We start from the raw sequence: 23,073 nt of genomic DNA, 5'->3' as shown, positions 1-23,073 counted from the left end.
CGAAGTGGCCGAGGTGGTTGGTGCCGAACTGCATCTCGAACCCGTCGGCCGTACGCAGCAGGGGCAGGGCCATCACACCGGCGTTGTTGACCAGGAGGTCGAGCCTGCCGTCGGTCTCCTTCGCGATGTGGCCGGCGGCATCGGCCACGGAGGCCAGGTCCGCCAGGTCGAGGCCGACGAGGCGTACGTCCGAGCCCGGGGCGGCACGGCGGACGGCGTCATGCGCGCGCCTGCCCCGCCCGGGGTCACGGCAGGCGAGGACCGTCCGGGCCCCGGAGCGGGCCAGGGCGAGCGCCGTCACGGCTCCGATCCCGCTGTTGGCGCCCGTGACCACCGCGGTGGTGCCGGAGAGGTCGGGCATGTCGTCGAGCGTCCATGAGTGCATACGGCACGCCTCCCCGGCGGGCGCCGCTCCACACCCGTGACCACTGGGCCGTACGGGTGAGGCGCACGCCCTCAGCCGTCGGCTTTCCGCCCCTCGGCTTTCCGCCCCTCGGCCTTCCGTCCGTCGTGCTCCGGCCGGGAGGGGGGCTCCGTGGCCGGGTCCGCGGTGACCCGGGTCCCCGGGTGCCGGATCGCGCACAGGTAGCCGATGGCGAGGGCGATGGCCATCCCGTAGAACACCCACTGGTTCGCCTCGGCGAAGTCCATCCTGACCGCGTCCATCGAGTCCCTCATCAGGGTGGCGACCGGGCCCGACCCGGTCGGCTCCTGCGCGTCCGGGTTGCCGGTGACTGCCTCGGCGACGGATCTGGCGGCGTCGTTCGCCGCGCCCGCCGGGACCCCCTTGGCCGTGAGGGTCTCCACGACCCTGTCGGTGGTGACGTGGGTGAGGATCGTCCCGAAGACGGCGATGCCGACGGCTGCCGCGTAGTTGCGTACGGTCTGGGTGATGCCGGTGACCTCGCCGTACGAGGCGCCGATCGAGCGGTTGACGGCGTCGGTGGAGGCGGGGGCGAGGAGGAAGCCGATGCCCGCCCCGGCGAGTGCGGCGTACGGCCATTGGTCGTGCATGGACAGGTCCGTCAGCTTGTTCGCCCACAGTGCGAAGCCGATGGCGCCGAGCGCCGTTCCGGTCTTCATCGCCGGACGGGCTCCGCGCCGGTCCAGGATGCGGCCGCCCCACTGGGACGCGATCCCGAAGCCGATGAAGAAGTACAGCAGGTAGAGGGCCGCCTGGTTCGGCGAGGCGCTCAGCGACACCTGCGCGTAGACGGACGCGAAGAAGAACACCGGGACGAAGGCCAGCATCGCGAAGAAGAGGACGAGTGTGTCGACGGTGAACGCCCGGTCGCGGAAGACGCGGAGCCTGATGAGCGGCTGCGCCACCCCGAGTTCGTAACGGCAGAACAGCGCCAGGACGACCAGGCCGCCCACGATGCACACCCAGGTGGCGACGCTGCTCCAGCCCCACGCGGACGCCTGCTGGAACCCGAGCACACTCAGCCCCATGCCCACGGCGACCAGGACGGCACCGGGCACGTCGAGCTTCTCGCGCCGGCGGCTCTCGGGGATGTGGGCCATGATGGCCAGGACCAGCGCGATGACGGCGATCGGCACGTTCACCCAGAAGATCGCGCGCCAGGTCCAGGCCGTCAGCCAGCCACCGAGCAGCGGCCCGACCGCGGTGAGCGCGCCGGACAGACCGAAGAAGAGGGCCAGGGCGCGCCCGCGCCTCTCGACGGGGAAGACGGCGATGACCACGGCGAGCGCGGCGGGGAACATCAGTGCCGCGCCGAGCCCCTGGGTCGCGCGGAAGATGATCAGCCAGGTCTGCGCGAAGTCGCCTCGCGGCACGCACCCGCACAGCACGGAGGAGATGACGAACAGGAGCGTGCCGATGATCATCACCCGGCGGTGCCCGACGATGTCGGCCAGCCTCCCGCCCAGCGCGAAGAAGGCGGCGAGTGCGAGCAGATAGGCGTTGACGACCCACTGCATCCCGGAGGACGAGAGGCCCAGTTCGTCGATGATGCTCGGAGCGGCAACGGCCACGATCGTCTGGTCGATGAACGTCATCGACACGGCGAAGAGCATCGCCGCCAGGGCCAGTTTCTGGTGGGCGCCCCCTCCGGCAGGGGGGCCGGCCGGGTCCGGGGCCGGAGGAGGGTCGGTGCGCATGGTCCGAGTCTGGACCGGAGGGGTGTCGCGCGCACTCCAGGTCACGCCCGCTGTACGGCGGATGGCCGATCGGCGGGCGGTGCTGCTCCGGCGCGTCCGCGGGATCGGGCCCGTACGGCGGACCGCGTGCCGTTCCCGTGCGGCGGCGCGCGGCGGTGACGAAGGTGCGGGGCGCGCGCCGTTCAGGCCGGGGCGGGCCCGGGTCCGGGGTGCGCGCGGTGCAGGGCCAGCATGGCCTGGTCGTCCTGGGGCCGGCCGTCGAGGTGGCGCCGTACGTCCAGGATCAGCGCGTCCAGGATCTGCCCCGGTGTGACGCGTCCGCCGGAGAGCGCCCGCCTGCCGAGCACGAGCGGCAGACGGGCGACGGGGTCGTAGAAGCGTCCCGCGGCGTCGCGCGACTCGGTGACGCCGTCGGTGTAGCAGAGCAGGGTGGAGCCGGCCGGGAAGGGGAAGCTGTCGACCGGGGAGGACCAGAGGCCCAGGTCGCTCATGCCCAGCGGGGGCGCCTCCTCCGATGCCTCGAGCAGGCTCGCCCGGCCCTCGGCGTCCAGGATCAGCGGGGGCGGATGGCCGCGGTTGACCACGCGTACGGTCTCCAGGTCCGTGGAGAACTCGGCGATGAGCGCCGTGGTGAAGCCCTCCTCCTGCTGCTGGCCCCCGCGCCGGCCGCCCTCGCGCAGCAGGGCCCGCTCCAGCCGGGCCACCAGCTGCGGGAGGTCCTCGGCCTCGTCGGCCGCGTACCGGAAGGCCCCCAGGTCGGCGCTGACGGCGCTGACCGCCCCGAGCCCCTTCCCCCGTACGTCACCGACCATGACCCTGATTCCGTACGGGGTGCTCTGCACGACGTACAGGTCTCCGCCGATCAGGGCCTCACTCTCGGCGGGCACGTACCGCGCGTCGATGTGCAGGTCGCCCAGCCGCGTGGGAGGTCTCGGCAGTACGGCGCGCTGGGCGACGGCCGCGACGTGCTGGGCGCGCCGGGCGCGGGCGTCCTGCCGGCGCAGCGCGCGGTGGATCAGTACGGCGAGCGCGGTGACGGCCGCGAGGGTGATCTGGTTGGCCACGCCCGCACGCCAGCCGAAGGTTCCGTCGACCCGTGCGAGGAACGCGTGGACGACCATCGCCGTGATGCCGACGCCGATGATCCCGCGGACGCCGCAGAGCGGCGCGGCGGCGACGGGTGCCGCCATGAGGAGCGGGGCCGACGTCACGTCGTGCGGCGTGACCAGGTCGACCACCACGGCCAGCACGATGAGGCCTACGGGGATCCACTGGGTTCTCAGCAGCTGCGGCACTCCCCCACGCTGCCCGCAAGCGCGGCCCTCCGCATCCCCGGCGGCGGTTCCGGCGTACATGGCGGGGCTTCTGACGGGCATGAGCACACATGTGTGACACATGCACCTGCTCGTACGGAGCAGCCGGTGCCTGACGGCAGGGGAACTCATGCGCCTTCGGAAGACATCTGTCGCGGTTGCCGTGGTGGTGGCCGCGCTCTCCCTCACCGCCTGCGAGGGTGACGGCAGCAGCGATGACGCCGGCGCGGCGGCGTCCGCGTCCACGTCGGCGGAGCCGTCCGCCGGTTCGGGAAGCCCGGGCGGCGACGGCGCCACGGACTCCACAGAGGGTTCCGGCGACGGCGACGGGCAGGCGTCGGCATCAGCCACCGCCTCCGTCAGCCCGTCCGGCTCTCCGGCCGCCCCGCCCGGCGATGGCTGCCGGACGGCGGACCTCTCCTTCAGCAGTTCCGGGGGCATGGCGGAGGGCGAGTTCCTGATCAATCTCAGGAACGAAGGATCCGCGTCCTGCTCGATGCACGGGTTCCCCGGCCTGGACCTCAAGGGCAAGGACGGCACCGTGAGCGCCGCCCGCAACAGCGGCCGCTCGGCGCCCACCGTCACGCTGGCGCCCGGCGAGGCCACGAACTTCTCCCTCTACTTCCCGCCGAACTCCAGCGGCGGCTCCGGTGTCACGTTCACCTCGGCGCTCGTGACTCCGCCGAACGAGACCCACTCCCACAAGTTGTCCCTCTCGGTGAACGTCGCCGCAGGAGCCGGCTCCACGTCCCGCATCACGGTGACACCGGTCGGCTCGGGCAAGTAGAGACGGGGATAACGGCGCTTCAGGACCGGCGAACGGGCGGCTGCTAGGGTCGCCCGGGACATCGCTCTCTCGGTGAGGAGACCGGACATGGTGGGGGACGACGACATCTCCGGGTGACACCCGGATGTGCTCGCCCGCAGGCAGGTGCGCGAAAGCGCCGCTGCCGCGAAGCCCTGTGTCGTTCTCCCCTGCCCGCCTGGAGCGGACGCCTGTCCGCCCGCATGTCACACGAGGTCATCTCCCATGTCCGACGCTCCCGCAGCTCTGGTCGCACACGACATCGTCCGCTCCTTCGGCACCGGGCGGGTGGTCGACGGCTTCTCCCTCACGGCGCCTCCCGGCCGTCGCATCGGGCTGATCGGGGAGAACGGCGTCGGCAAGTCGACGCTGCTCCGCCTGCTCGCCGGGGCCGACGAGCCGGACGCGGGGAGCATCGTCCGCCCGGCCGATCTGGGCTTCCTGCACCAGGAGATGCCGTTCGCCGCGGCGGCGACGCTCACCGACGTACTCGACGAGGCCCTGAGCGAGGTCCGCGGCGCTCTCGCCGAGATCGAGCGCCTCTCCGCACGACTCGCCGGCGCCGAGGAGGACTCCCCCGGTTACGCCGCACTGCTCGACGCCTACGGCCGGCTGCTGGAGCGGGCCCAGGAGCAGGAGGCGTGGGACGCCGACCGGCGCGCCACGATGGTGCTGGAGGGTCTGGGCGTCGGCGGGGTCCGGCGGGACCGCACGCTCGGCTCCCTCTCGGGCGGGCAGCGCGGGCGCCTGGCGCTGGCTTCCCTGCTGATCCGGAGGCCTTCGGCCCTGCTGCTGGACGAGCCGACCAACCACCTGGACGACAACGCCTCCGCGTTCCTGGAGGAGCAGGTGTGCGGACTGCCCGGGGCGGTCGTCGTGGCCAGCCATGACCGCGCCTTCCTCGACGCCGTCTGCACGGATCTGATCGACCTCGACCCCGCCGTGGACGGCCCGGTGCGCTACGGCGGCAACTACAGCGCCTACCAGGCCGAGAAGCGCGCCGAGCGCGAGCGCTGGGAGCGGCGCTACGCCGAGGAGCAGGAGGAACTGGACGTGCTGCGCCGGTCGATCGGGACGACCACGCATCGTCTCGCCCCCGACCGCGGGCCCCGCGACAACGAGAAGATGGGTTACGGAGTCCGGGCCAACCGGGTGCAGAGCCAGATCTCGCGCCGGGCGCGCAACGCCGCCCGCAGGCTGGACGAGCTCGAACGCCACATGGTCGCCGAGCCTCCGCAGCCGCTGCGGTTCCGCCGCACCGCGCTCGCCGGGCCGTCGGCGGAAGGGGCTCTGTCCGTGGAAGGAGACCCGTCCACGGAAGGGGGCCCCTCGGCGGAACCGATCCCGTCGGCGGAGGGGGTCCTCGTCTCCCTGCGTGACGTGCGGGTGCCGGGCCGCCTCGCCCTCGACCGCCTCGATGTGTCGGCGACCGAGCGCCTGCTCGTGACGGGTGAGAACGGTGCGGGGAAGTCGACGCTCCTGGCCGTGCTCGCCGGGCGTCTCACGGCGGACGGCGACGTACGGCACAAGGGCGGGCTCTCGGTGGGGCTGCTGGCCCAGGACACCGTGTTCCGCCGGCCGGACCGCACCGTCCGGGACCTCTACGTCCAGGCGCTCGGCCCCGAGCGTGCGGAGGCCGTGCCGCTGAGTTCGCTGGGGCTGATGGGCGAGGCGGACCTGGGCAGGCAGGTGGGACGGCTGTCGGTCGGTCAGCGCCGCCGGCTCGCGCTGGCGCTCCTGGTGGCGCATCCGCCCGAGCTGCTGCTGCTCGACGAGCCCACCAACCACCTCTCCCCCAGGCTCTGCGACGAACTGGAGGCCGCCATGGGGCCGGGCCCCGGAGCGATCGTCCTGACCGGGCACGACCGCTGGCTGCGCAGGCGCTGGCAGGGGCGTGAGCTGCGCCTGTGACCAGGGCGGGAGGCCACCCGAACAGACACATCCTGGACATCACGTCCGCATGATGAGACGCGCTTGCGGAGGCCCACGTCTGCGGAGTCTCATCGCGCCTGTGCAGAACGAACAGATAACACCTGATCAACCGGCGTCCGACGAGAAGGCGGCGCGGCGCGCCGTCACGGTGTTCCCGGTCCTCGTGCTCGCGGCGGGCGTAGCCGGCCTCGTCACCCCGGGCACGTTCGACGGCTGGACGGAATCGGTTCCGTACCTGCTGGGGATCGTCATGTTCTGCATGGGCCTGACGATGACTCCGCTCGACTTCAGAGGCGTGGCGAAGCGTCCATGGGCCGTGGCGATCGGGCTTGTCGCGCACTACGTCATCATGCCGGGGCTCGGCTGGGCCATCGCCCATCTGCTGGGGCTGCCGCCGCAACTGGCCGCCGGACTCATCCTGGTCGGCTGTGCGCCGAGCGGCACGGCGTCGAACGTCGTGACCTTCCTGGCCCGTGGCGACGTGGCCCTGTCGGTCTCCGTCGCCACCGTCTCCACCCTGGTCGCCCCTCTGGTGACGCCGCCGCTGACGCTGCTTCTGGCGGGTGCGTACCTGCCGGTGGACGCCGGTTCGATGATCACGGACATCCTCAAGACGGTGCTGCTGCCGGTTCTCGGCGGCCTGGTGGTGCGTCTGGTCGCGGGGAAGCTCGTCGACCGGGTGCTGGGTCTCATGCCCTGGCTGTCGTCGCTGGCCATCGCGGCGATCGTCTGCGCCGTGGTGGCGGGCAGTGCCGGTGCGATCAAGTCGGCCGCCGTGACGGTGCTGGTCGCCGTCGTGCTGCACAACGGTCTCGGCCTCGCGCTGGGCTACGGCGCGGGCAAGATCTCGGGGCTCGGCCGGCCCGCGAGCCGCGCCATGGCCTTCGAGGTCGGCATGCAGAACTCCGGGCTCGCCGCCTCGCTGGCAACCGCCCACTTCAGCCCGCTGGCGGCGCTGCCGGCCGCGGTGTTCTCCGTGTGGCACAACATCTCGGGCGCTCTGGTCGCCGCCTGGATGTCCCACCGGTCACGGCGCGACGAGGCACCGGTGGCCACCGGGGCGGTCCCGAGGGCCGTGGCCGCAGAGGAGTCCTGACCGGGCTCCGGCTTCCGCCGGTTCCACCGCGAGAGGCGTCCGTCCGGGGTTCCGGACGGACGCCTCTCGCGTTTCGCGGGGCTCACGCAGACCCGGCCGTCATGCTCCGCACCAGGCTCGTGGGCCGCAGGTCGGTCCAGTTCTGCTCGACGTAGTCGAGGCAGGCCTGGCGGGTGTCCTCCTGATGGGCCACGGTCCAGCCGCCGGGCACCTCGGCGAAGGCAGGCCACAGCGAGTGCTGTCCCTCGTCGTTGACGAGCACCAGATAGGTGCCGTTCTCGTCCTCGAAGGGGTTGGTCACCGGTACTCCTTTAAGTTAGGTAAGGCTACCTTCACTTGATCGGTGCCACCTTACCCAGATCACTCCGGGTTGACGCCCCCGGTGCCCGTAACTCACCCTCAGCCCTTCCTGACCGCCTCGCCCACCTCGCCCGGCGAGACGCGCCAGGGGGCGCCGTGCCCCGGCAGCACCCAGGACGCCGGCAGCCCGGCGATCCGGTCGAGGGAGTCCAGCGCTTCGGCCGGGTCGTCCGTGAAGGGCGCCGGCTGCGGACCCGTGCGCCCGGTGAGGACGTGGCGGGTGGTGAGCGCGTCACCGACGAAGACCGCGTCGGCGAGCGGGACATGGACCGCCACGCTCCCCGGGGAGTGGCCGGGCATGCCCACGATCTCGGGCCTGCCGGGCAGGTCCAGGACGTCGCCGTCGCCGAACTCCGTCACATCGCGGACGTAGCGGGTGCGCAGGCCGTTCTTGCGGAGGGAGTACCCGAAGAATCCGAGCGTCGCACCCGGACGCATCGGGCCGACCGCGACCTTGGGCTTGTCACCCGTGCGGGCGCGGACGGCATCGGCGGCGTGTACGTACACCGGGACACCGTGCTCGCTCCGCAGCCGCTCGGCGAAGCCGATGTGGTCGGAGTCGCCGTGGGTCAGCACGAGTCCACGGATGTCGTCGGCGGACTTGCCCAGGGAGCGGAGTTCACGCTGAAGGTCCCGCCAGTGACCGGGCAGACCCGCGTCGATGAGCGTGATGCCGTCGGGGGTGTCGACGAGGTAGCACGCCACCAGGTCGTTGCCGAGGCGGTACAGGTGGGGCGCGAGTCTCATGACGTCTCTCCGGGGGTCAGGGCGGGGATGTGATGGCTAAGATACTTAGCTATGATGGCTATCGTCAATAGCCATGAGCGGAAGGTGGACCATGCCGACTCCCGAGAAGACCTCCTTGAGCGGGATCGTCGCGGCGGGCCGCGAGCTGCTGGAGGCGGGCGGCCAGCAGGGACTGACGATGCAGGGTGTCGCCCAGCGGGTGGGGGTGAGGGCTCCCTCGCTGTACAAGCATGTCGACAACCGCGCCGCGCTGCTCGCCGCCGTGGCGGAGGCCACCGTCGACGACCTCGGCTCCCGGCTGACGGCGACCGACGGCTCGCTGGAGGAACTGGCGCGCTGCTACCGGCGGTTCGCCGGGGCCCGGCCCGAGGGGTTCCGGCTGATGCACTCCACGCACGCACCGCCCCGGTCCCTCGCGCTCGCGGCCCGCCCGGTCCTGCGCGCCGCGAGGGAGCTCGTGGGCGAGCGGGACGCGCTCGACGGCGCCCGCCTGCTGACGGCGTGGCTCACCGGCTTCATCGAGATGGAGCTCAACGGCGCCTTCCGGCTCGGGGGCGACGTCGACCGCGCCTTCGAGTACGGGCTGCGCGGGATGCGCCGGGCCCTCACGGACGGTCACCAGGCCCCGCCGGCTTGACGGGCGGGCGGCCGGGGACCCGCCCGGCGGTCCGTCGCACCGACGGCCGGAAGCCCGCCCGGCGGTCCGTCGCACGGAGGACCACGGCCCGGCTCCCGTGGCTCTCAGGTACCACCCACGACCAACACGGAGAGGGATTCGTGGAACCCCGGCCCGCCCATACCGTCTTGATCAGGGACGGCGGCCGACCGACCGCCGGAACGACGGTTCCACAGACGGACGAGACAGTGAGCGGGTGGCACGGGTGACACAGCAGGAACGGCCGAAGGACAAGGCGTTCGCTCCCGAGTATCAGGGAGCGCTCGGCTCGTTGTCGGTGAACTCCTCCCTCACCGAGGTGCTCGCGAAGGGGATCGAGGAGCTGCGGGCCGCCGAACGTGACGGACAGCAGCGGGAGATGGCGCGCTGCGGGCTCGCGGTCGCCGAGGCGTACCGGCGGCTGGGCCGGGTGACGGAGGCCGACGCCGCCTGGAAGGCGAGCTACCGCGCGGCGCGTGCGGCGGGGGACGTCGGAGCGATGGCGTGGGCGCTGTGGAGCGGCGGCACGCTCGCGCGCCAGCGGGGCTCGCTGGCACTGGCGTACCGGCTGCTGGGGCTCGCGGCCGAGATGGGCGAGCGCGGGGGCGACGTGGTCGTACGGGGCTACTCGCTCGCCGGGCTCGCGGAGACCGGACGCATCCAGGGCGACTACCAGGCCGTCGGCGAACTGCACGAGCAGCTGCTCGCCGAGGCCCGCAGGCGCGGAGAGGCCCGGCACACGGTGTGGGCGCTGGAGGGCATAGCCCAGATGCACCGGAACACCGGTTCGTACGACAAGGCGCTCGCCCTGTTCGAGGAGGCGGCCGAGACCGCGGGTGCCGCCGACGACCGGCGGGGCCGCGCCTGGGCGCTGCGCGGCATCGCGGACGTGGTGTCCGTACGCGACGGCGATGTGGAGCGCGCGCTGGCGCTGCTCACCGAGGCCGAAGAGGCCTGCCGTGACATGAAGTTGTCCAGCGCGCTGGCGTACAACCACAAGATGCGCGGCAACGTCCACTACCGGGCCGGGCAGTACGCGCAGGCCCGCGACACGTACACGCGGGCGCTCGCCGAATTCGAGGAGATGAACGAGCCGCGGGGCACGGCCCTGTCCCGGCTGGGGCTCGCCAAGTCGCTGGCGCGGCTGGGGCGGAACCCGGCGGAGACGGCCGTCGAGCTGGCGGAGCTCCGCCGGACCCTGGACCGGATCGGTCTGCGGCACGCCCGGGACATGGTGGACAAGGCCGCGGCCGAGCTGGGGGTGGGCCCGCTGCCCGACGTGGGCCACCGTGTCGAGGAGGCGGCGACGCGATGAGCTCCCCCACAGCCGTTACCGCGGATGCCCGGGAAGCCGCCGGCGCCGCGCGGCCGGACGTCCCGGCCGGCGTGCCGCGCGTGCTCGCCCGCTGCCGCGACCTGGTGCGCCCCTCCCTGTCCGCCGCGATAGAGCGCCTCCACCCGTGGCCGGGCGAGATGGCCGCGTTCTCACTGGGCTGGTGCGAGGTCGGCGGCGCGCCCGCCGACGGGTCCTACGAGGGCAAGGGGCTGCGCCAGACCCTCGCCGTGCTGTGCGCCGAGGCGGTCGGGGCCCCCGGGGAGAGCGCCGTACCCGGGGCGGTGGCGGTCGAGCTGGTCCACACCTTCTCGCTGCTGCACGACGACATCATGGACGGGGACGGGACGCGGCGGCAGCGCGAGACCGTGTGGAAGGCGTACGGCACCGGGCCGGCCGTGCTCGCGGGTGACGCCCTCTTCGCCATGGCCGTGCAGACCCTCGCCGAGACGCCGGGCCCCCAGGGGACCGCGGCCGTCGGCCGGCTGTCCGGGACGCTGAGCGATCTCGTACGCGGTCAGGCGGAGGACCTGCTCTTCGCGGGCCGGCCCTGGACGGGGCAGGGCGCCGTACGGACGGACGAGTACCGCTCCATGGCGGAGCTCAAGACCGGCACCCTGCTCGGGTGCTCGGCGGCGCTCGGCGGCCTCCTGGGCGGGGCACCCGCCCGGACCGTCGCCGCGCTGGACCGGGCCGGACGCCACCTCGGGGTGGCCTTCCAGGCCGTCGACGACCTGCTCGGCATCTGGGGTGACCCGGCGGTGACGGGCAAGCCGGTGTACAGCGATCTGCGGCAGCGGAAGAAGACCTACCCCGTGCTGGCCGCACTCGCCGGGGCCGGCCCCCGCTCCGGGGAGCTCGCGGCTCTCCTGAACTCCCCGCTCCCCCTCGACGAGGACGGCGTCGTCCGCGCGGCCGCGCTCGTCGATGCGTGCGGCGGCCGCGCCGCCACCCTGGACGAGGCCCGCCGTCATCTGGACGCCGCCCGCGCCTGCCTGCGGAGTGTGCCGTTGGTCCCCCGCGCGGCGCGCGAGATCGAGGCGCTGCTCGGGTTCCTGCTGCACCGCAGGGTGTGAGGACGGTGGCCGGCCGGGTGCGGTGACGCGCGGATCACCGCACCGAGGGGCGCGGATGCGCGGCCCAGAACTCGGCTGCGGTGATGCCGAGCAGGACGACGTCGTGGTAGCCGCCGGCGAAGAACTCGTGCTGGCGGAGGCGTCCTTCCTCGACGAACCCCAGCCCCCGGTAGAGGGCGAGGGAGCCGTCGTTGAAGGCGTAGACCTCCACCTCGCACTTGTTGTGGCGCTGTTCGGCGAACATGTAGGTGAGGACGAGTTCGGTCGCCTCGGCCGCGTATCCCCTGCGGCGGTGCTCGCGGCCGATCTCGATGCCCGTCCTGAACCGTCCGGCGCGGCTGTCGGTCTCCCCGACGGTCACCGCCCCCGCGAAGGCGCGGTCGGACAGCGTCTCGACGACCAGGCGGAAGGCGTCGCCGCCGGGCGGGCGTCCGGCCCGCTCGGCGGTCCAGGTACGGAAGCTCTCGGCGGAGCGCGGGGGTTCGACCAGATCCGCGTTGCGGACGTCGAGGGTGTGGCCCGCCAGGTCGCGGAAGCCCTCCCAGTCGTCCGGCTCGACACCGCGCAGGCGTACCTTCTCGCCGGTCCACATGTCGCTCATGGCGCCTGCCACTTCGGGGTCGGGTGCGGGCCCTGACGGCCGTGCACATGCAGGTCGACACCCTAGAGCCTGCCGTCCGCCTGGCGCTCGGCCGATCTCGCCGAGCGGCCCCGCCGGCAGCGGGCGGCGGGCGGCGGGCGGGGCCGGTACGATCCCCGGCGGAACAGGCAGGCCGACGACCGACGGGGGATCTCTCATGCAATGGCCGGCTCGTCAGGAATTCGACCGCTGGGCCGGACGGCAGCAGAGCTGGGGTGCCGGCCTCATGGCGCTGTCGGCGGCCCTCTTCCTCTGGCTGGGCTATCTGCTGCTGATCCCGTTCAGCGTGGACGACTACCACGACGAAATCGCCTGCGAGGCACCGGTGTTCTACGACAGCGAAAGCACCGCGTACAGCGAGGGCGCGGGGAAGCTGTGCAGCGCCGAGCGTGACTGGCCGGAGCTGCTCGGGATCGGGGCCCTGGCCGTGCCGCCCGCCGTCGCGGGTGCGGCGCTGTTCACGAGCGGGAGTGCGCGCAAGCGGGCGAGCGCCCATGTCTTCCGGATCCTGGAGATGCAGGAGTCCGAGGAGCGCGCCCGGCAGAAGAATGCGCGGCCCGGAGTCTGAGCGGGGTCCTCAGGTCCTCAGCCCAGCACGGCGGCCACGGTGATCAGTACCGGGATCGAGACGGCGGTGGACAGCAGGATGGATTCGCGGGCCATCTGCTCGGCCACGCGGTACTGCGAGGCGTACGTGTAGAGGTTCTGGGCGGCGGGCAGCGCCGAGATCACCACGACGTCGAGCAGGGCCGCACCGTGCAGGTGGAAGACGCCCGCGCCCACGGCCCAGGCGATGACGGGCTGGGCGGTCGTCTTGAGGGCGGCGGACAGGACGATGGCCGGCCGGTTCTCCCCACGGGCCGGCATGCCGCTGCCGCGCAGCGAGATCCCGAAGGCCAGCAGGACGGCGGGGACGGACATGTTGCCGATGAGGGTGAGGGGTTCGAGGGCCGGTGAGGGTACGGACCATCCGGTGGCGGCCACGACGACGCCCGACAGCGAGCCGACGGCCATCGGATTGCGGAGCGGTGTGGTGAGGCGCCGCATCAGGGGGCGGGGCTCACCGGGGCGGCTCAGGTCGAGGACGGTCAGGGCCAGCGGGGTGACCACGATCTGCTGGAAGAGCAGGACGGGGGCGACCAGGGAGGCGTCCCCCAGGACGTAGAAGGCGATCGGGATCCCGAGGTTGCCCGCGTTGACGTAACTGGAGCACAGGGCGCCGATGGTGATCGGTCCCGTACCCCAGCCCCGTACGAGCCCCACGGTGACGAAGAGTGCCGCCGCGCAGGCCGTCGCCGCCGCCGTGACGAGGAGCCGCTGGGAGAAGATGACCGACAGGTCCGCGCCGGCCAGGGTGGTGAAGAGCAGTGCGGGGGTTGCCACGTTGAAGGCGAGCCTGGTCAGGACCGTCCGGCCGTCCTCCCCCAGGTGTCCGCGGCGTCCGAGGACGTAGCCGATGCCTATGACGACGGCGATCACCGCGAACCCGGTGAGAACTCCCTGCATGACGTCCTTGCTGATGAATCGTGTGCGGCTGACCTGCGGGCCGGTGGGCGCCCGGTGCCGACGGTCCGGCCCCTCGGCGCCGGGCGTTGACCACGACGTAGCCTACGGTCACCGCCGAGGAGCCTCTCCGTCGCCCGTGGGACGAGGACCGGCCTGCCGGAGCGGATGCTCAGCGCGGCGCACCGGTGGTGGCGAAGCGGGACGGCGGTGTGCCGAAGGCCCGGGTGAACGCGGCGGTGAACGCGGCGGGAGAGGCATAGCCGAGGCGGGCGCCGACCTCGCTGACCGATGCGGTGCGCAGGAGCGGTACGGCCGCGAGCAGCCGGGCCCGGGCCCGCCAGACGGCCGGACTGTCGCCGGTCGCCGTACGGAAACGCCGGGTGAAGGCCCGCTCGCTCATGTGCGCCGCGGTGGCCCAGTCGGCGTTGGTGACGCCGGCGTCCGGGGCGGCGAGGTACGCCCGGCAGAGCCTCGCGAGTTCGGCGGTGGCGGGGATCGCCACGTGGAACGGCAGCGGGGCGCGCTCGGAGATCTCGTGCAGGAGGAGCGCGGCGATGCTCCCCGCACGCCCCGAGAGGCTGTAGTCGGGCTCGAACTCCACGGCGGCGAGGAGCAGTTCACGCAGCAGCGGCGGAACGTCGACCACCGTGCAGACGGCGGGCCACCACGGGACGGCCGACGGTTCGACGTACAGGCTTCGGGTGCTCACCCCCAGCATGCGGACCCGGTGGCGGGTGGTGGGCGGGATGAGTACGGCGCGCTCGGGCGGCACGGTCCAGGTTCCGTCGGCGGTGTCCACGACCATGACGCCGGTGGCTCCGTAGAGGAACTGCGCGCGCCGGTGGGCGTGCCAGTCCAGTACGTGACCGGGCGGGTAGTCGGTGCCGATCGGCAGGACGGCCCGGTCGACGTGGTCGACCTCGGCCAGCGGGACGTTCTTCACCGCTCCAGGGTAGTGGCCGGGACGCGAAAGAAGTGTGCCGACCATCGCATGCGGGCCGCCCACCGGAACTGGTGGAGTAAGGCGCATGGACGTGGTGATGCTGACAGGGGTCGGGCTCCTCACCGGAGTGACGACGGTGCTGTTCGGGTTCGGCGGCGGCTTCGTCGCGGTGCCGGTCGTGGTCTGGGCCGACGCCGCGCTGGGCGGGGACGCGATGCGGGTGGCGACGGCCACCTCGGCCCTGGTGATGGTGGTGAACGCGGGCTTCGCCACGGCGGTCACCCCGCGGCGGGTGCTCGCCGCGCTGCGGGGCAGCCGTCCGCTGCTGGTCCTCCTGGCGGCGGGCGCCTCGGCGGGCGCGCTCGCCACGCGCCTCGCACCGGCCGGTCCGGTGCGCTGGGCGTTCATCGCCTATGTCGCCCTCACCGTCGTCGATCTGCTGCTGCGTCCCGGCTTCCTGCGGCCGGCCGTCCGCGGCGGTCCGGGCGCGGACGCTCCCCGGCCGCTGCCGGCGCTCCTCGGCGCACCGGTCGGCGCCGTGGCCGCGTTCCTCGGGGTCGGGGGCAGCGTGATGACGGTCCCGGCGATGCGGCGGGCAGGTCATCCCATGCAGGTGGCGACCGCGCTGGCCAATCCCCTCACCCTCGCCATCGCGCTTCCGGCCACCGCGGTGTCCCTGATGACCGCGGCCGTCCCTGCCGCCACGGACGCGGACGTGCACCTGCTGGGGCTGATCGACCTCCGGGCCGCCTCCGCGCTGCTCCTCGGGGCTCTGCCGGTGATCGCGGTACTGCGCCGCCGACCGCCGCGGATCCCCGACCGGGCCCACGCGTGGGGCTACGTCGGGCTGCTCACCGCCGTGACCGCGGCGATGCTGTGCGCGGGCTGACGCCTCCCGTCCGCCCTAGGGTCCCTCCGTGCTCTCGCGCAGGACGAGCCGGTGCGCCACCACGCGGTCCTGGGGTGACTGGACACCGGGCTCACCGGATCCGTCCGGCCGCGGGGTCTGCGCGGCCTCCTCGATGCGGTGGTGCAGGAGCTGTACGGCGACCCTGGCCACCGCAGCCTTGTCTGGTGCCACGGTGCTCAGCGTCGGCACGCTGAACCGGCCCCCCTCCACATCGTCGAAACCGATCACCGCGACGTCCTCGGGCACGCGCAGGCCGTGTTCGTGGAGAGCGCGCAACGCGCCCAGCGCCAGCTGGTCGTTGAGGCACAGCAGACCGTCCGGACTCAGGCCCGCGTCCAGGGCCCTCGTCACCGCCCGGGCTCCGTCCGGCATCCTGAAGTCGCCGACCGGCAGCAGCGCGTCCGGGTGGTGGGTGAGACCCGCCTCGGCCAGGGCGGCGAGGTAGCCGCGCGTACGGGCCTCCGCCGTGCCGAGGCCTGGGGCCTCGTGGCCGCCGACCGCGAGGATGTTCCGCCTGCCGAGGCCGATCAGGTGCTCGGTGGCCTGGCGTGCGGCCTTCTCGTTGTCGATGGCCACATGGTCGGCGCCCTCCTCCAGCAGCTCGCCCAGCAGCACCGTCGGAGGAACACCCGCGCGCTGGCGGAGGTCGTCCGCCGTGAGGGCGAGCGGGCTGAGGATGATCCCGTCGACGAAGTCGGAGCCGAAGCCGGCGAGGGCGGCCAGCTCGTGCTCGCGGTCCGCCCCGCTCTGGTGGATGAGCACCGTGAGGGAGAGCTGCTCCGCCTCGCGGATCACATGCCGGGCCAGCTCCGCGAAGTACGGGACGTCCAGCTCGGGAACGACCAGGGCGATGATGCCCGTACGGCCCTTCCGCAGATGGCGGCCCGCCAGGTTGACCCGGTACCCGAGGTCCTCGATGGCCTCGCGGACCACGCGCCGGGTCCGCTCGGAGACATGGACGTAATCGTTGATCACGTTGGAGACGGTCTTCTCCGACACCCCGGCGTGCCGTGCGACGTCCTTGATCCTGGGCCGTGCCACGGCCGACCTCCCTGCCCTCGTGCGCTGCCGAGTCTATGTCCCGGCTCGGCGGGGGTCTGCGGGGGCTTCCGGACTCGGGCGGGGTGTGGCTCCGAAGGTCTCGAACACCCGTACCGTCCGAACTCTTTACAGCCAATGTACATCGATGTAAAAACATGTGACCGCACCGTTTCAGCCAGTGCGGCCACCCACCTGCCGTGTGCGGTGGACCGTCCACGCCGGGCGGTCCACCGCCGATCCGGCATGAGCGTCCGGCCGTCGAAAGGTCCGTGATGAGTTCTTCGTCCCCCGCCCATGAGGCGTCGGCCGCGCCCGGCTCCGGCCCGGCACCCGGGATCGGCCGCCGCCGGTTCCTGCGTTACGGAACAGCCGGGGCGGGCGCGCTGCTCGCCATGGGCCCCCTGGCCGGCTGCTCCTCCCTGGCCTCCGCGTCCGGCGCCTCGGCACTCAGCGTCTGGGACCTGTTCCAGGGCGGTGACGGCATGTTGATGGACGACATGATCAAGGCCGTCTCCGAGGGCCCCGACGGCTTCGAGGTCGACCGTACGATCCTCGACTGGGGCCCCTCGTACTACACCAAGCTCGCCATGTCGGCCGCGGGCGGACGGGCCTCCGACGTGGCGGTCCTGCACCTGTCGCGGCTGGCCGGTTACGCACCCGGCGGGCTGCTCGACCCCTTCGACCTGGACCTGCTCGCCGAGTTCGGTGTGACCGAGAAGGACTTCACGCCGGCCGTCTGGTCGCGTACGAAGCACCAAGGGGCCGTCTACGCCGTCCCGTTGGACGTCCACCCGTTCATCGTCTTCTACGACAAGGACGCCGCGGCCGAGGCGGGACTCCTCGACCCGAAGGGCGAACTCGCCCCGATGGGCTCACCGAAGGCGCTCCTGGAGGCGGGCAAGGCCCTGGCCGACGTGACGGGGAAGTCCGGCATCCTCTTCGGCCATGTCACCGACACCGCGCAGAACTGGCGGCAGTTCGCCGCGCTCTACGCGCAGACCGGTGCCGCGTTCACGCTGCCGGACGGTGGTCCGGCCGAGATCGACACCGACGCGGCGGTACGGGTCGTCTCGTTCATGCAGCAGCTCTTCGACGGCCGTACCAATCCCAACAACCTCGACTACAACAGCGCGCTGGCCGGATTCATGGGCGGCCGGGGCGGGATGGCCATGCTCGGCGAGTGGGAGCTGCCGACGCTCCAGAAGTCCGGCATCAAGCTGGGAGCGGCCCCCTTCCCCCAGGTGTTCGACCGCCCCGCCGTCTACACCGACTCCCACAGCTTCGTCCTGCCGCACCAGGACAGCCCCGACCCGGCACGCCGCCGGGAGGCGCACCGCTACGTCGCGCAGATCCTCAAGCAGAGCCTGACCTGGGCGAGCGCCGGGCACATCCCCGCCTACCAGCCCGTCCTCGCCGAGCCGGCGTACGCGGAGCTGAAGCCGCAGGCCTCCTACGCGGACGCCGGGAAGGTGGCGGTCCTCGATCCGCCGAACTGGTTCGCCGGTGCGGCGTCGAACTTCCAGAACCGCATGTGCCAGCCGCTCCAGTCGGCGCTGCTGGGCAACACCTCCGCCGAGAAGGCCGTACGGCAGATGGTCCGTGAGGCGAACACGCTGCTGCGGCAGCCCAACCCGGTGGCCTGACCGAGCAGAAGGAGTTACCGACGTGACCACCACCACGCCCCTCGGCGCCCCCGCGCCCGCCGGCGAACGGCCCCTCGCCGCGGCTCCCCCGGGCCGCTCCCGCCGGCGCGGGCCGGGACTGCTCTTCGTCCTGCCCTTCGCGGTCCCCTTCGTCCTCTTCCTCGTCTGGCCCGTGGTCCAGGGCCTCTGGATGAGCCTCACCGACAGCTCCCTCGCCCTGCGCGACACGTCGTTCGTCGGGTTCGACAACTACGCGGAGGCGTTCGGCGACCCGGACGTCTGGAGCAGCCTCGGCAACACCGTCTTCTTCACCGCCGTCTCCAGCGTCCCGCTGGTGCTGGTCGCGCTGGTCATGGCGCTCCTGGTGCACAGCGGACTGGCCGGCCAGTGGGTGTGGCGGCTGTCCTTCTTCGTGCCCTACCTGCTGCCCGTGACCGTCGTGACCCTCATCTGGACCTGGCTCTACCAGCCGGACGTGGGCCTCGGCAACGAACTGCTGGGCGCGCTCGGCCTGGAACCCGTCGGCTGGCTGTCCGACGAGTCCGTGGCGATGTGGTCGGTGGCCGCGCTCACGGTGTGGTGGACGGTCGGCTTCAACTTCCTGCTGTACCTCGCCGCGCTGCAGTCCCTGCCGACGACGTACGACGAGGCCGCCGCGCTCGACGGCGCCGGCGCCTGGCGGCGTCTGTGGTCCGTCACCCTCCCGCAGCTGCGCAGGACCACCGTCCTGGTCGCCATGCTCCAGATCCTCGCGTCGCTGAAGGTGTTCGACCAGATCTACATCCTCACCAAGGGCGGCCCCAACGGCTCGACCCGCCCCCTCCTCGAGTACGTCTACGACGTCGGGTTCACCGGCTACCGGCTGGGCTACGCCTCCGCGGTCTCGTACGTCTTCTTCGCGCTCGTCATCGTCGTCTCGCTCGCGCAGCTCCGTCTCTTCCGCCAGGAGGACTGACCGATGTCCACCACCGCAACCCCCGTGCGGACCCGGCGCCGCCCACCCAGGGACTCGGCCGGATCCCCCCTGCTCCTCGGCCACGGCCGGCTCCCCCGCGTGCTGGCCGGTACCGCGCTCACCGTGCTGGCGGCCGTCTGGCTGGTGCCGTTCCTCTGGGCGGTGGCCACCTCGCTCCAGAGTGAGCAGGACGTCTCCAAGCCCGGCCTGTCACCGTTCAAGGGCGCGTTCACCCTGTCCGCGTACGAGCAGATCCTCGAACGCGGGAACGTGCTGCTCTGGGCGGCCAACAGCTTCCTGGTCGCCGGGCTGGTCACGCTGATCACCGTCGCGATCTCCACGCTGGCGGCCTACGGCTTCTCGCGCGGGACCTTCCGCGGCCGTCGTGTCCTGATGGCCGTGACCGTGGCGGCCGTGATGGTCCCGCCGCAGCTGCTCGTCGTGCCGCTGTTCGAGCAGATGCTGACGTTCAACCTGGTGGACACCTATGCCGCGGTGATCCTTCCGCAGGTGGTGGCGCCGATGATGGTGTTCATCCTGAAGCGGTTCTTCGACGGCATCCCCGGGGAGCTGGAGGACGCGGCCCGGCTCGACGGCGCCTCCGAGGTGCGTGTCTTCTGGTCGGTCGTGCTGCCGCTGTCCCGGCCGATCGTCGCCGCCGTCTCGATCTTCGTGTTCATCGGCGCGTGGAACAACTTCCTGTGGCCGTTCATCGTCACCAACGACCCCGGTCTGATGACGCTGCCTGTCGGACTGGCCACCGTGAAGGACGCCTTCGGGATCCAGTACGCCCAGGCCATGGCGTCGGCGCTGCTGGCGGCGCTGCCGCTGGTCGTGGTGTTCCTGCTCTTCCAGCGCCGCATCGTCAGTTCGGTGGCCACCACCGGACTCGGCGGATCCTGATCCGCCCGCCCTCTTTCCACCCCGTACGACCCGGGCCTGCCGTCCGTCGCCGGCCCGACGACCCACTGGAGCACGCGTGCCCTCTCACTCCGTACCCCGCCCGGAGTACCCGCGACCGCAGTTCGTCCGTCGCGACTGGCTCAACCTGAACGGCCCCTGGCAGTTCGAGACCGACCGGGGGGACAGCGGCCTCGAACGCGGTCTCCTCACCCGTGAGCTGGGCGGCGAGATCCTCGTCCCCTTCCCGCCCGAGTCCGAGCTGTCCGGGATCGGCGACACCGACTTCCTGGAAGCCGTCTGGTACCGGCGGGTGCTGTCGCTGCCCGCCGACTGGGCGGGACGCCGGGTCCTGCTGCACTTCGGGGCCGTCGACCACGACACGACCGTCTGGGCGGACGGCGTCGAGGTGGCACGCCACCGCGGCGGCTTCACCCCGTTCTCCGCCGACCTGGGCGACATCGCGGGCTCCGGACGGGACGTCGTCGTCACCGTCCGGGCCCGCGATCCCCGCTCGGGCCCGCAGGCCCGGGGCAAGCAGGCGATCAAGTACGCCAACCACGACTGCAACTACACGCGTGTCACCGGCATCTGGCAGACCGTATGGCTGGAGCCCGTCCACGAGACGCACCTGAGGCGCCCCCGGATCACCCCTGACCTGGCCGGTTCCGCCTTCCACCTGGAGCTCCCGCTCTCCGGCAGTCTGCCGGGCCACCGGGTGCGCGCCGTCCTGAGCGACGCGGACGGGGAGGTGTCCCGGGCCGAGGCCCGCGCCGACCTCGACCTCGCGCCCCGCCTGCACCTCCCGGTGCCCGAGGACCGGCGGCGGGAGTGGGGTCCGGACGACCCGCACCTGTACGGCCTCCGGCTCGAACTCACCGACGCACAGGGCGTGGTGGTCGACTCGGTGGAGAGCTACGCCGGGCTGCGCGCCGTCGGGCTGCGGGGCAAGGCGGTCACCCTCAACGGCCGCCCGGTCTTCCAGCGGCTCGTGCTCGACCAGGGCTGGTACCCGGACGGCCTGATGACCGCGCCCACCGACGAGGCGCTGGTCCGCGACATCGAGCTGGCGATGGAGGCCGGCTTCAACGGGGCCCGCCTGCACCAGAAGGTCTTCGAGGAGCGCTTCCTGTACCACGCGGACCGGCTCGGCTATCTGGTCTGGGGCGAGTTCGGCGACTGGGGCTGCGAGACGGGAGGGTCGTCGGGGAACAACCAGCAGCCCGACGCCTCCTTCGTCGCCCAGTGGCTGGAGGCCGTGGAGCGCGACTACTCCCACCCCTCGATCGTCGGCTGGTGCCCGCTCAACGAGACGTACCAGAAGCTGCACGACCGCATCACGGTGCTGGACGACGTCACCCGGGCCATGTTCCTGGCCACCAAGGCCCTGGACGCGACCCGTCCCGTGATCGACGCGTCCGGCTACGCGCACCGGGTCCTGGAGACGGACATCTACGACTCGCACAGCTACGAGCAGGACCCGGAGGCCTTCCGGAAGCTGATGTCCGGCCTGGAGAGGGGCGAGCCGTTCGTCAACGCCTACGAGAACGGGGCCGCCTACTCCCAGCCGTACCGGGGGCAGCCGTACTTCGTCAGTGAGTTCGGCGGGATCTGGTGGAACCCGGAGGCCGCCGCCGAGCTGTCGGGCGAGGACCGCACCGTCTCCTGGGGCTACGGCGAGCGGGTGCGCAACGAGGACGAGTTCCACGCGCGCTTCAGCGGTCTCACCGGTGTGCTGCTCCAGGACCCCGCGATGTTCGGCTACTGCTACACGCAGCTGACCGACGTCTTCCAGGAGGAGAACGGTATCTACCGCTTCGACCGCACCACGAAGCTCGACGTGGAACGTATCCGCGCCGCCCAGTCACGCCCTGCCGCCATCGAGGAGCAGGACGGCCGCTGACCCACGGCACTCGGGCCCTCGCGGTGACATGCACCGCGAGGGCCCGAGGGGCCGGGCCTCAGCCCGTGTAGGCGGCGAGGACCCGGGTGAAGTCCCACGGCTGCTGGGAGACCCCCGAGCAGGTGTCGGCCCCGCCGCCGGTGCAGGGCCGGTCGCGGTTGACGGACCAGAAGGTCAGCCGTGCGAGATGGCGCTGCTGGGCGTAGGCGAGGATGGTCCGGAAGTCGGCCACGGTCACCGTCTCACCGTTGTCGGTGATGCCGTTCATCGAGGAGATGCCGGTGTGCCGGTAGGCCTGGTCGTCGGAGTACCCGTAGGCGTTCTTCACGGCCGTCTTGAGGCCTTCGGCCGCGCGGACGGTGAGCTGGCCCATGTTCTGGCCGGCGCCGCCGAAGTTGAACGGCATGATGGTCCAGCTGTCGACCGTGAGCCCGGAGGCCGCGGCCTTGCCGATCAGGCTGGAGTCAGGGCCGTTCTGCCCGGTGCCGAAGGTGATGTACAGCTTGATCCCGGGGTTGTTGGCCCTGATGGTCTTCAACGCGTCGACCGTCCGCTGCTGGACGGCGGGGCTGTCGTACGCCGCGGCCTCGATGTCGATGTCGATGGCTTTCAGCCCGTACGCGTTGATGACCTTCTGGTACGCGGCGGCCAGTTCACCCGCGCTGGAGCAGGAGCTCTCCAGCTTGTTGCCGCTCCAGCCCCCGAAGGACGGGATGACGTCACCGCCGGCCGCGCGCACGGTGTTGACGGTCTGCTGGTCGACACCTCCGGTCAGCGGACGTCCGCCGTCCCACTGCGGGTTGCAGTAGCCGTTGCTGAGGACGAAGGCGAGGGTGAACCACTTGACACCGGTCGCGTTCATGACGGTGGTGGGGCTGGGCGGGCTCCCCCATCCGTTGTAGAGGTACGGGGCCACGGCCATGGCTCCGGGTCCCGGGGTTCCGCCGCCCGCGCCGGGGGCGGTCCACTTCTGGTTGGCGGCGCCGGTGCAGGTCCAGATCTGCAACCGCGAGCCGTTGGCACTGCTCCCACCACTCACGTCGAGACACTTGTCGGCCTGCGGATTCACGATGTCCCGCGCCGCCGGAGTCGCCCACTGCTGCGCCGCCGAACCATTGCAGTCCCACAACTGCACCCGCGTACCGTCGGCCGTTCCACCCGACGCCACATCCAGACACTTCCCCAGCGCCCGGA

General features: G+C 72.2%; 22 protein-coding genes. 12 read left to right on the top strand and 10 right to left on the bottom strand.

Going from position 1 to position 23,073, the window contains the following annotated elements:
* The 3 genes from JKV81_RS19935 to JKV81_RS19925 form a co-directional block, all read right to left on the bottom strand.
* Positions 1–385 (bottom strand): SDR family NAD(P)-dependent oxidoreductase (locus tag JKV81_RS19935; protein WP_202077013.1); only part of this gene is annotated, 385 nt, incomplete at its 3' end.
* Between the two features lie 71 nt (positions 386–456).
* Positions 457–2,121: an MFS transporter gene (locus JKV81_RS19930; protein ID WP_202077011.1), complete on the bottom strand. Its 1,665-nt coding sequence runs from the start codon at positions 2,119–2,121 to the stop codon at positions 457–459.
* A 182-nt stretch (positions 2,122–2,303) separates the two neighbouring features.
* On the bottom strand, positions 2,304–3,416 hold the full coding sequence (locus JKV81_RS19925) for a PP2C family protein-serine/threonine phosphatase (RefSeq protein WP_202077009.1): 1,113 nt from the start codon (positions 3,414–3,416) through the stop codon (positions 2,304–2,306).
* 148 nt (positions 3,417–3,564) lie between these two features.
* On the opposite strand from JKV81_RS19925, the gene JKV81_RS19920 reads away from it, so the two are divergent.
* The 3 genes from JKV81_RS19920 (at position 3,565) to JKV81_RS19910 (ending at position 7,267) form a co-directional block, all read left to right on the top strand.
* A complete protein-coding gene (locus JKV81_RS19920) occupies positions 3,565–4,221 on the top strand; it encodes a DUF4232 domain-containing protein (RefSeq protein ID WP_202077007.1) in 657 nt (218 codons plus the stop codon).
* Positions 4,222–4,464: 243 nt separating this feature from the next.
* Positions 4,465–6,150: an ABC-F family ATP-binding cassette domain-containing protein gene (locus JKV81_RS19915; protein ID WP_202077006.1), complete on the top strand. Its 1,686-nt coding sequence runs from the start codon at positions 4,465–4,467 to the stop codon at positions 6,148–6,150.
* A gap of 100 nt (positions 6,151–6,250) precedes the next feature.
* Positions 6,251–7,267: a bile acid:sodium symporter family protein gene (locus JKV81_RS19910; RefSeq protein ID WP_202077004.1), complete on the top strand. Its 1,017-nt coding sequence runs from the start codon at positions 6,251–6,253 to the stop codon at positions 7,265–7,267.
* An 82-nt stretch (positions 7,268–7,349) separates the two neighbouring features.
* On the opposite strand, the gene JKV81_RS19905 is transcribed toward JKV81_RS19910, so the two are convergent.
* A complete protein-coding gene (locus tag JKV81_RS19905; protein WP_129260743.1) occupies positions 7,350–7,568 on the bottom strand; it encodes an MbtH family protein in 219 nt (72 codons plus the stop codon).
* A 98-nt stretch (positions 7,569–7,666) separates the two neighbouring features.
* Positions 7,667–8,374 (bottom strand): MBL fold metallo-hydrolase, encoded by a 708-nt coding sequence (locus JKV81_RS19900; RefSeq protein ID WP_129260744.1) that lies wholly within the window; start codon positions 8,372–8,374, stop codon positions 7,667–7,669.
* Between the two features lie 91 nt (positions 8,375–8,465).
* On the opposite strand from JKV81_RS19900, the gene JKV81_RS19895 reads away from it, so the two are divergent.
* The 3 genes from JKV81_RS19895 to JKV81_RS19885 all read left to right on the top strand — a co-directional run bounded on the left by JKV81_RS19895 (position 8,466) and on the right by JKV81_RS19885 (position 11,438).
* A complete protein-coding gene (locus JKV81_RS19895) occupies positions 8,466–9,011 on the top strand; it encodes a TetR/AcrR family transcriptional regulator (RefSeq protein ID WP_202077002.1) in 546 nt (181 codons plus the stop codon).
* A 235-nt stretch (positions 9,012–9,246) separates the two neighbouring features.
* Positions 9,247–10,344: a tetratricopeptide repeat protein gene (locus tag JKV81_RS19890; protein ID WP_202077000.1), complete on the top strand. Its 1,098-nt coding sequence runs from the start codon at positions 9,247–9,249 to the stop codon at positions 10,342–10,344.
* Positions 10,341–11,438, top strand: coding sequence for a polyprenyl synthetase family protein (locus JKV81_RS19885; protein ID WP_202076998.1), 1,098 nt, complete (start codon positions 10,341–10,343; stop codon positions 11,436–11,438). Before JKV81_RS19890 ends, JKV81_RS19885 begins: the two co-directional genes overlap by 4 nt.
* A gap of 34 nt (positions 11,439–11,472) precedes the next feature.
* Here JKV81_RS19885 and JKV81_RS19880 read toward each other — a convergent pair whose 3' ends face one another.
* Positions 11,473–12,039, bottom strand: coding sequence for a GNAT family N-acetyltransferase (locus JKV81_RS19880; protein ID WP_202076996.1), 567 nt, complete (start codon positions 12,037–12,039; stop codon positions 11,473–11,475).
* Positions 12,040–12,235: 196 nt separating this feature from the next.
* On the opposite strand from JKV81_RS19880, the gene JKV81_RS19875 reads away from it, so the two are divergent.
* Positions 12,236–12,646, top strand: a complete 411-nt coding sequence (locus tag JKV81_RS19875; RefSeq protein ID WP_129260749.1) for a hypothetical protein — start codon at positions 12,236–12,238, stop codon at positions 12,644–12,646.
* Between the two features lie 17 nt (positions 12,647–12,663).
* On the opposite strand, the gene JKV81_RS19870 is transcribed toward JKV81_RS19875, so the two are convergent.
* Both JKV81_RS19870 and JKV81_RS19865 read right to left on the bottom strand, forming a co-directional pair.
* The gene (locus tag JKV81_RS19870) at positions 12,664–13,584 is read right to left on the bottom strand and encodes an AEC family transporter (protein ID WP_202076994.1); all 921 of its coding nucleotides are present in this window, start codon (positions 13,582–13,584) and stop codon (positions 12,664–12,666) included.
* A gap of 169 nt (positions 13,585–13,753) precedes the next feature.
* Complete coding sequence (locus JKV81_RS19865; protein ID WP_202076992.1) at positions 13,754–14,527, bottom strand: AraC family transcriptional regulator; 774 nt, start codon at positions 14,525–14,527, stop codon at positions 13,754–13,756.
* A gap of 85 nt (positions 14,528–14,612) precedes the next feature.
* Here JKV81_RS19865 and JKV81_RS19860 point away from each other — a divergent pair, with 85 nt between their 5' ends.
* Positions 14,613–15,416, top strand: coding sequence for a sulfite exporter TauE/SafE family protein (locus JKV81_RS19860; protein ID WP_129260752.1), 804 nt, complete (start codon positions 14,613–14,615; stop codon positions 15,414–15,416).
* Between the two features lie 15 nt (positions 15,417–15,431).
* Here the strand turns inward: JKV81_RS19860 and JKV81_RS19855 are convergent, their stop codons facing one another.
* Positions 15,432–16,478, bottom strand: coding sequence for a LacI family DNA-binding transcriptional regulator (locus JKV81_RS19855; RefSeq protein WP_124278555.1), 1,047 nt, complete (start codon positions 16,476–16,478; stop codon positions 15,432–15,434).
* 272 nt (positions 16,479–16,750) lie between these two features.
* On the opposite strand from JKV81_RS19855, the gene JKV81_RS19850 reads away from it, so the two are divergent.
* The 4 genes from JKV81_RS19850 (at position 16,751) to JKV81_RS19835 (ending at position 21,879) form a co-directional block, all read left to right on the top strand.
* Positions 16,751–18,121, top strand: a complete 1,371-nt coding sequence (locus tag JKV81_RS19850; protein ID WP_202076990.1) for an extracellular solute-binding protein — start codon at positions 16,751–16,753, stop codon at positions 18,119–18,121.
* A 22-nt stretch (positions 18,122–18,143) separates the two neighbouring features.
* A complete protein-coding gene (locus JKV81_RS19845; RefSeq protein ID WP_202076988.1) occupies positions 18,144–19,076 on the top strand; it encodes a carbohydrate ABC transporter permease in 933 nt (310 codons plus the stop codon).
* 3 nt (positions 19,077–19,079) lie between these two features.
* Positions 19,080–19,979: a carbohydrate ABC transporter permease gene (locus JKV81_RS19840; RefSeq protein ID WP_202076986.1), complete on the top strand. Its 900-nt coding sequence runs from the start codon at positions 19,080–19,082 to the stop codon at positions 19,977–19,979.
* 76 nt (positions 19,980–20,055) lie between these two features.
* On the top strand, positions 20,056–21,879 hold the full coding sequence (locus tag JKV81_RS19835) for a glycoside hydrolase family 2 protein (protein ID WP_202076984.1): 1,824 nt from the start codon (positions 20,056–20,058) through the stop codon (positions 21,877–21,879).
* 58 nt (positions 21,880–21,937) lie between these two features.
* On the opposite strand, the gene JKV81_RS19830 is transcribed toward JKV81_RS19835, so the two are convergent.
* Positions 21,938–23,073, bottom strand: a 1,136-nt coding sequence (locus JKV81_RS19830; protein WP_202076982.1) for a chitinase, incomplete at its 5' end; no start/stop codon positions are given.

The sequence above is a fragment of the Streptomyces silvae genome (assembly GCF_016745505.1).
In the GTDB taxonomy this organism is placed as follows: Bacteria; Actinomycetota; Actinomycetes; order Streptomycetales; family Streptomycetaceae; genus Streptomyces; species Streptomyces silvae.
The sequence above is the reverse complement of the archived record's forward strand: the minus strand, read 5'-3'. Positions and strand labels throughout refer to the sequence as shown.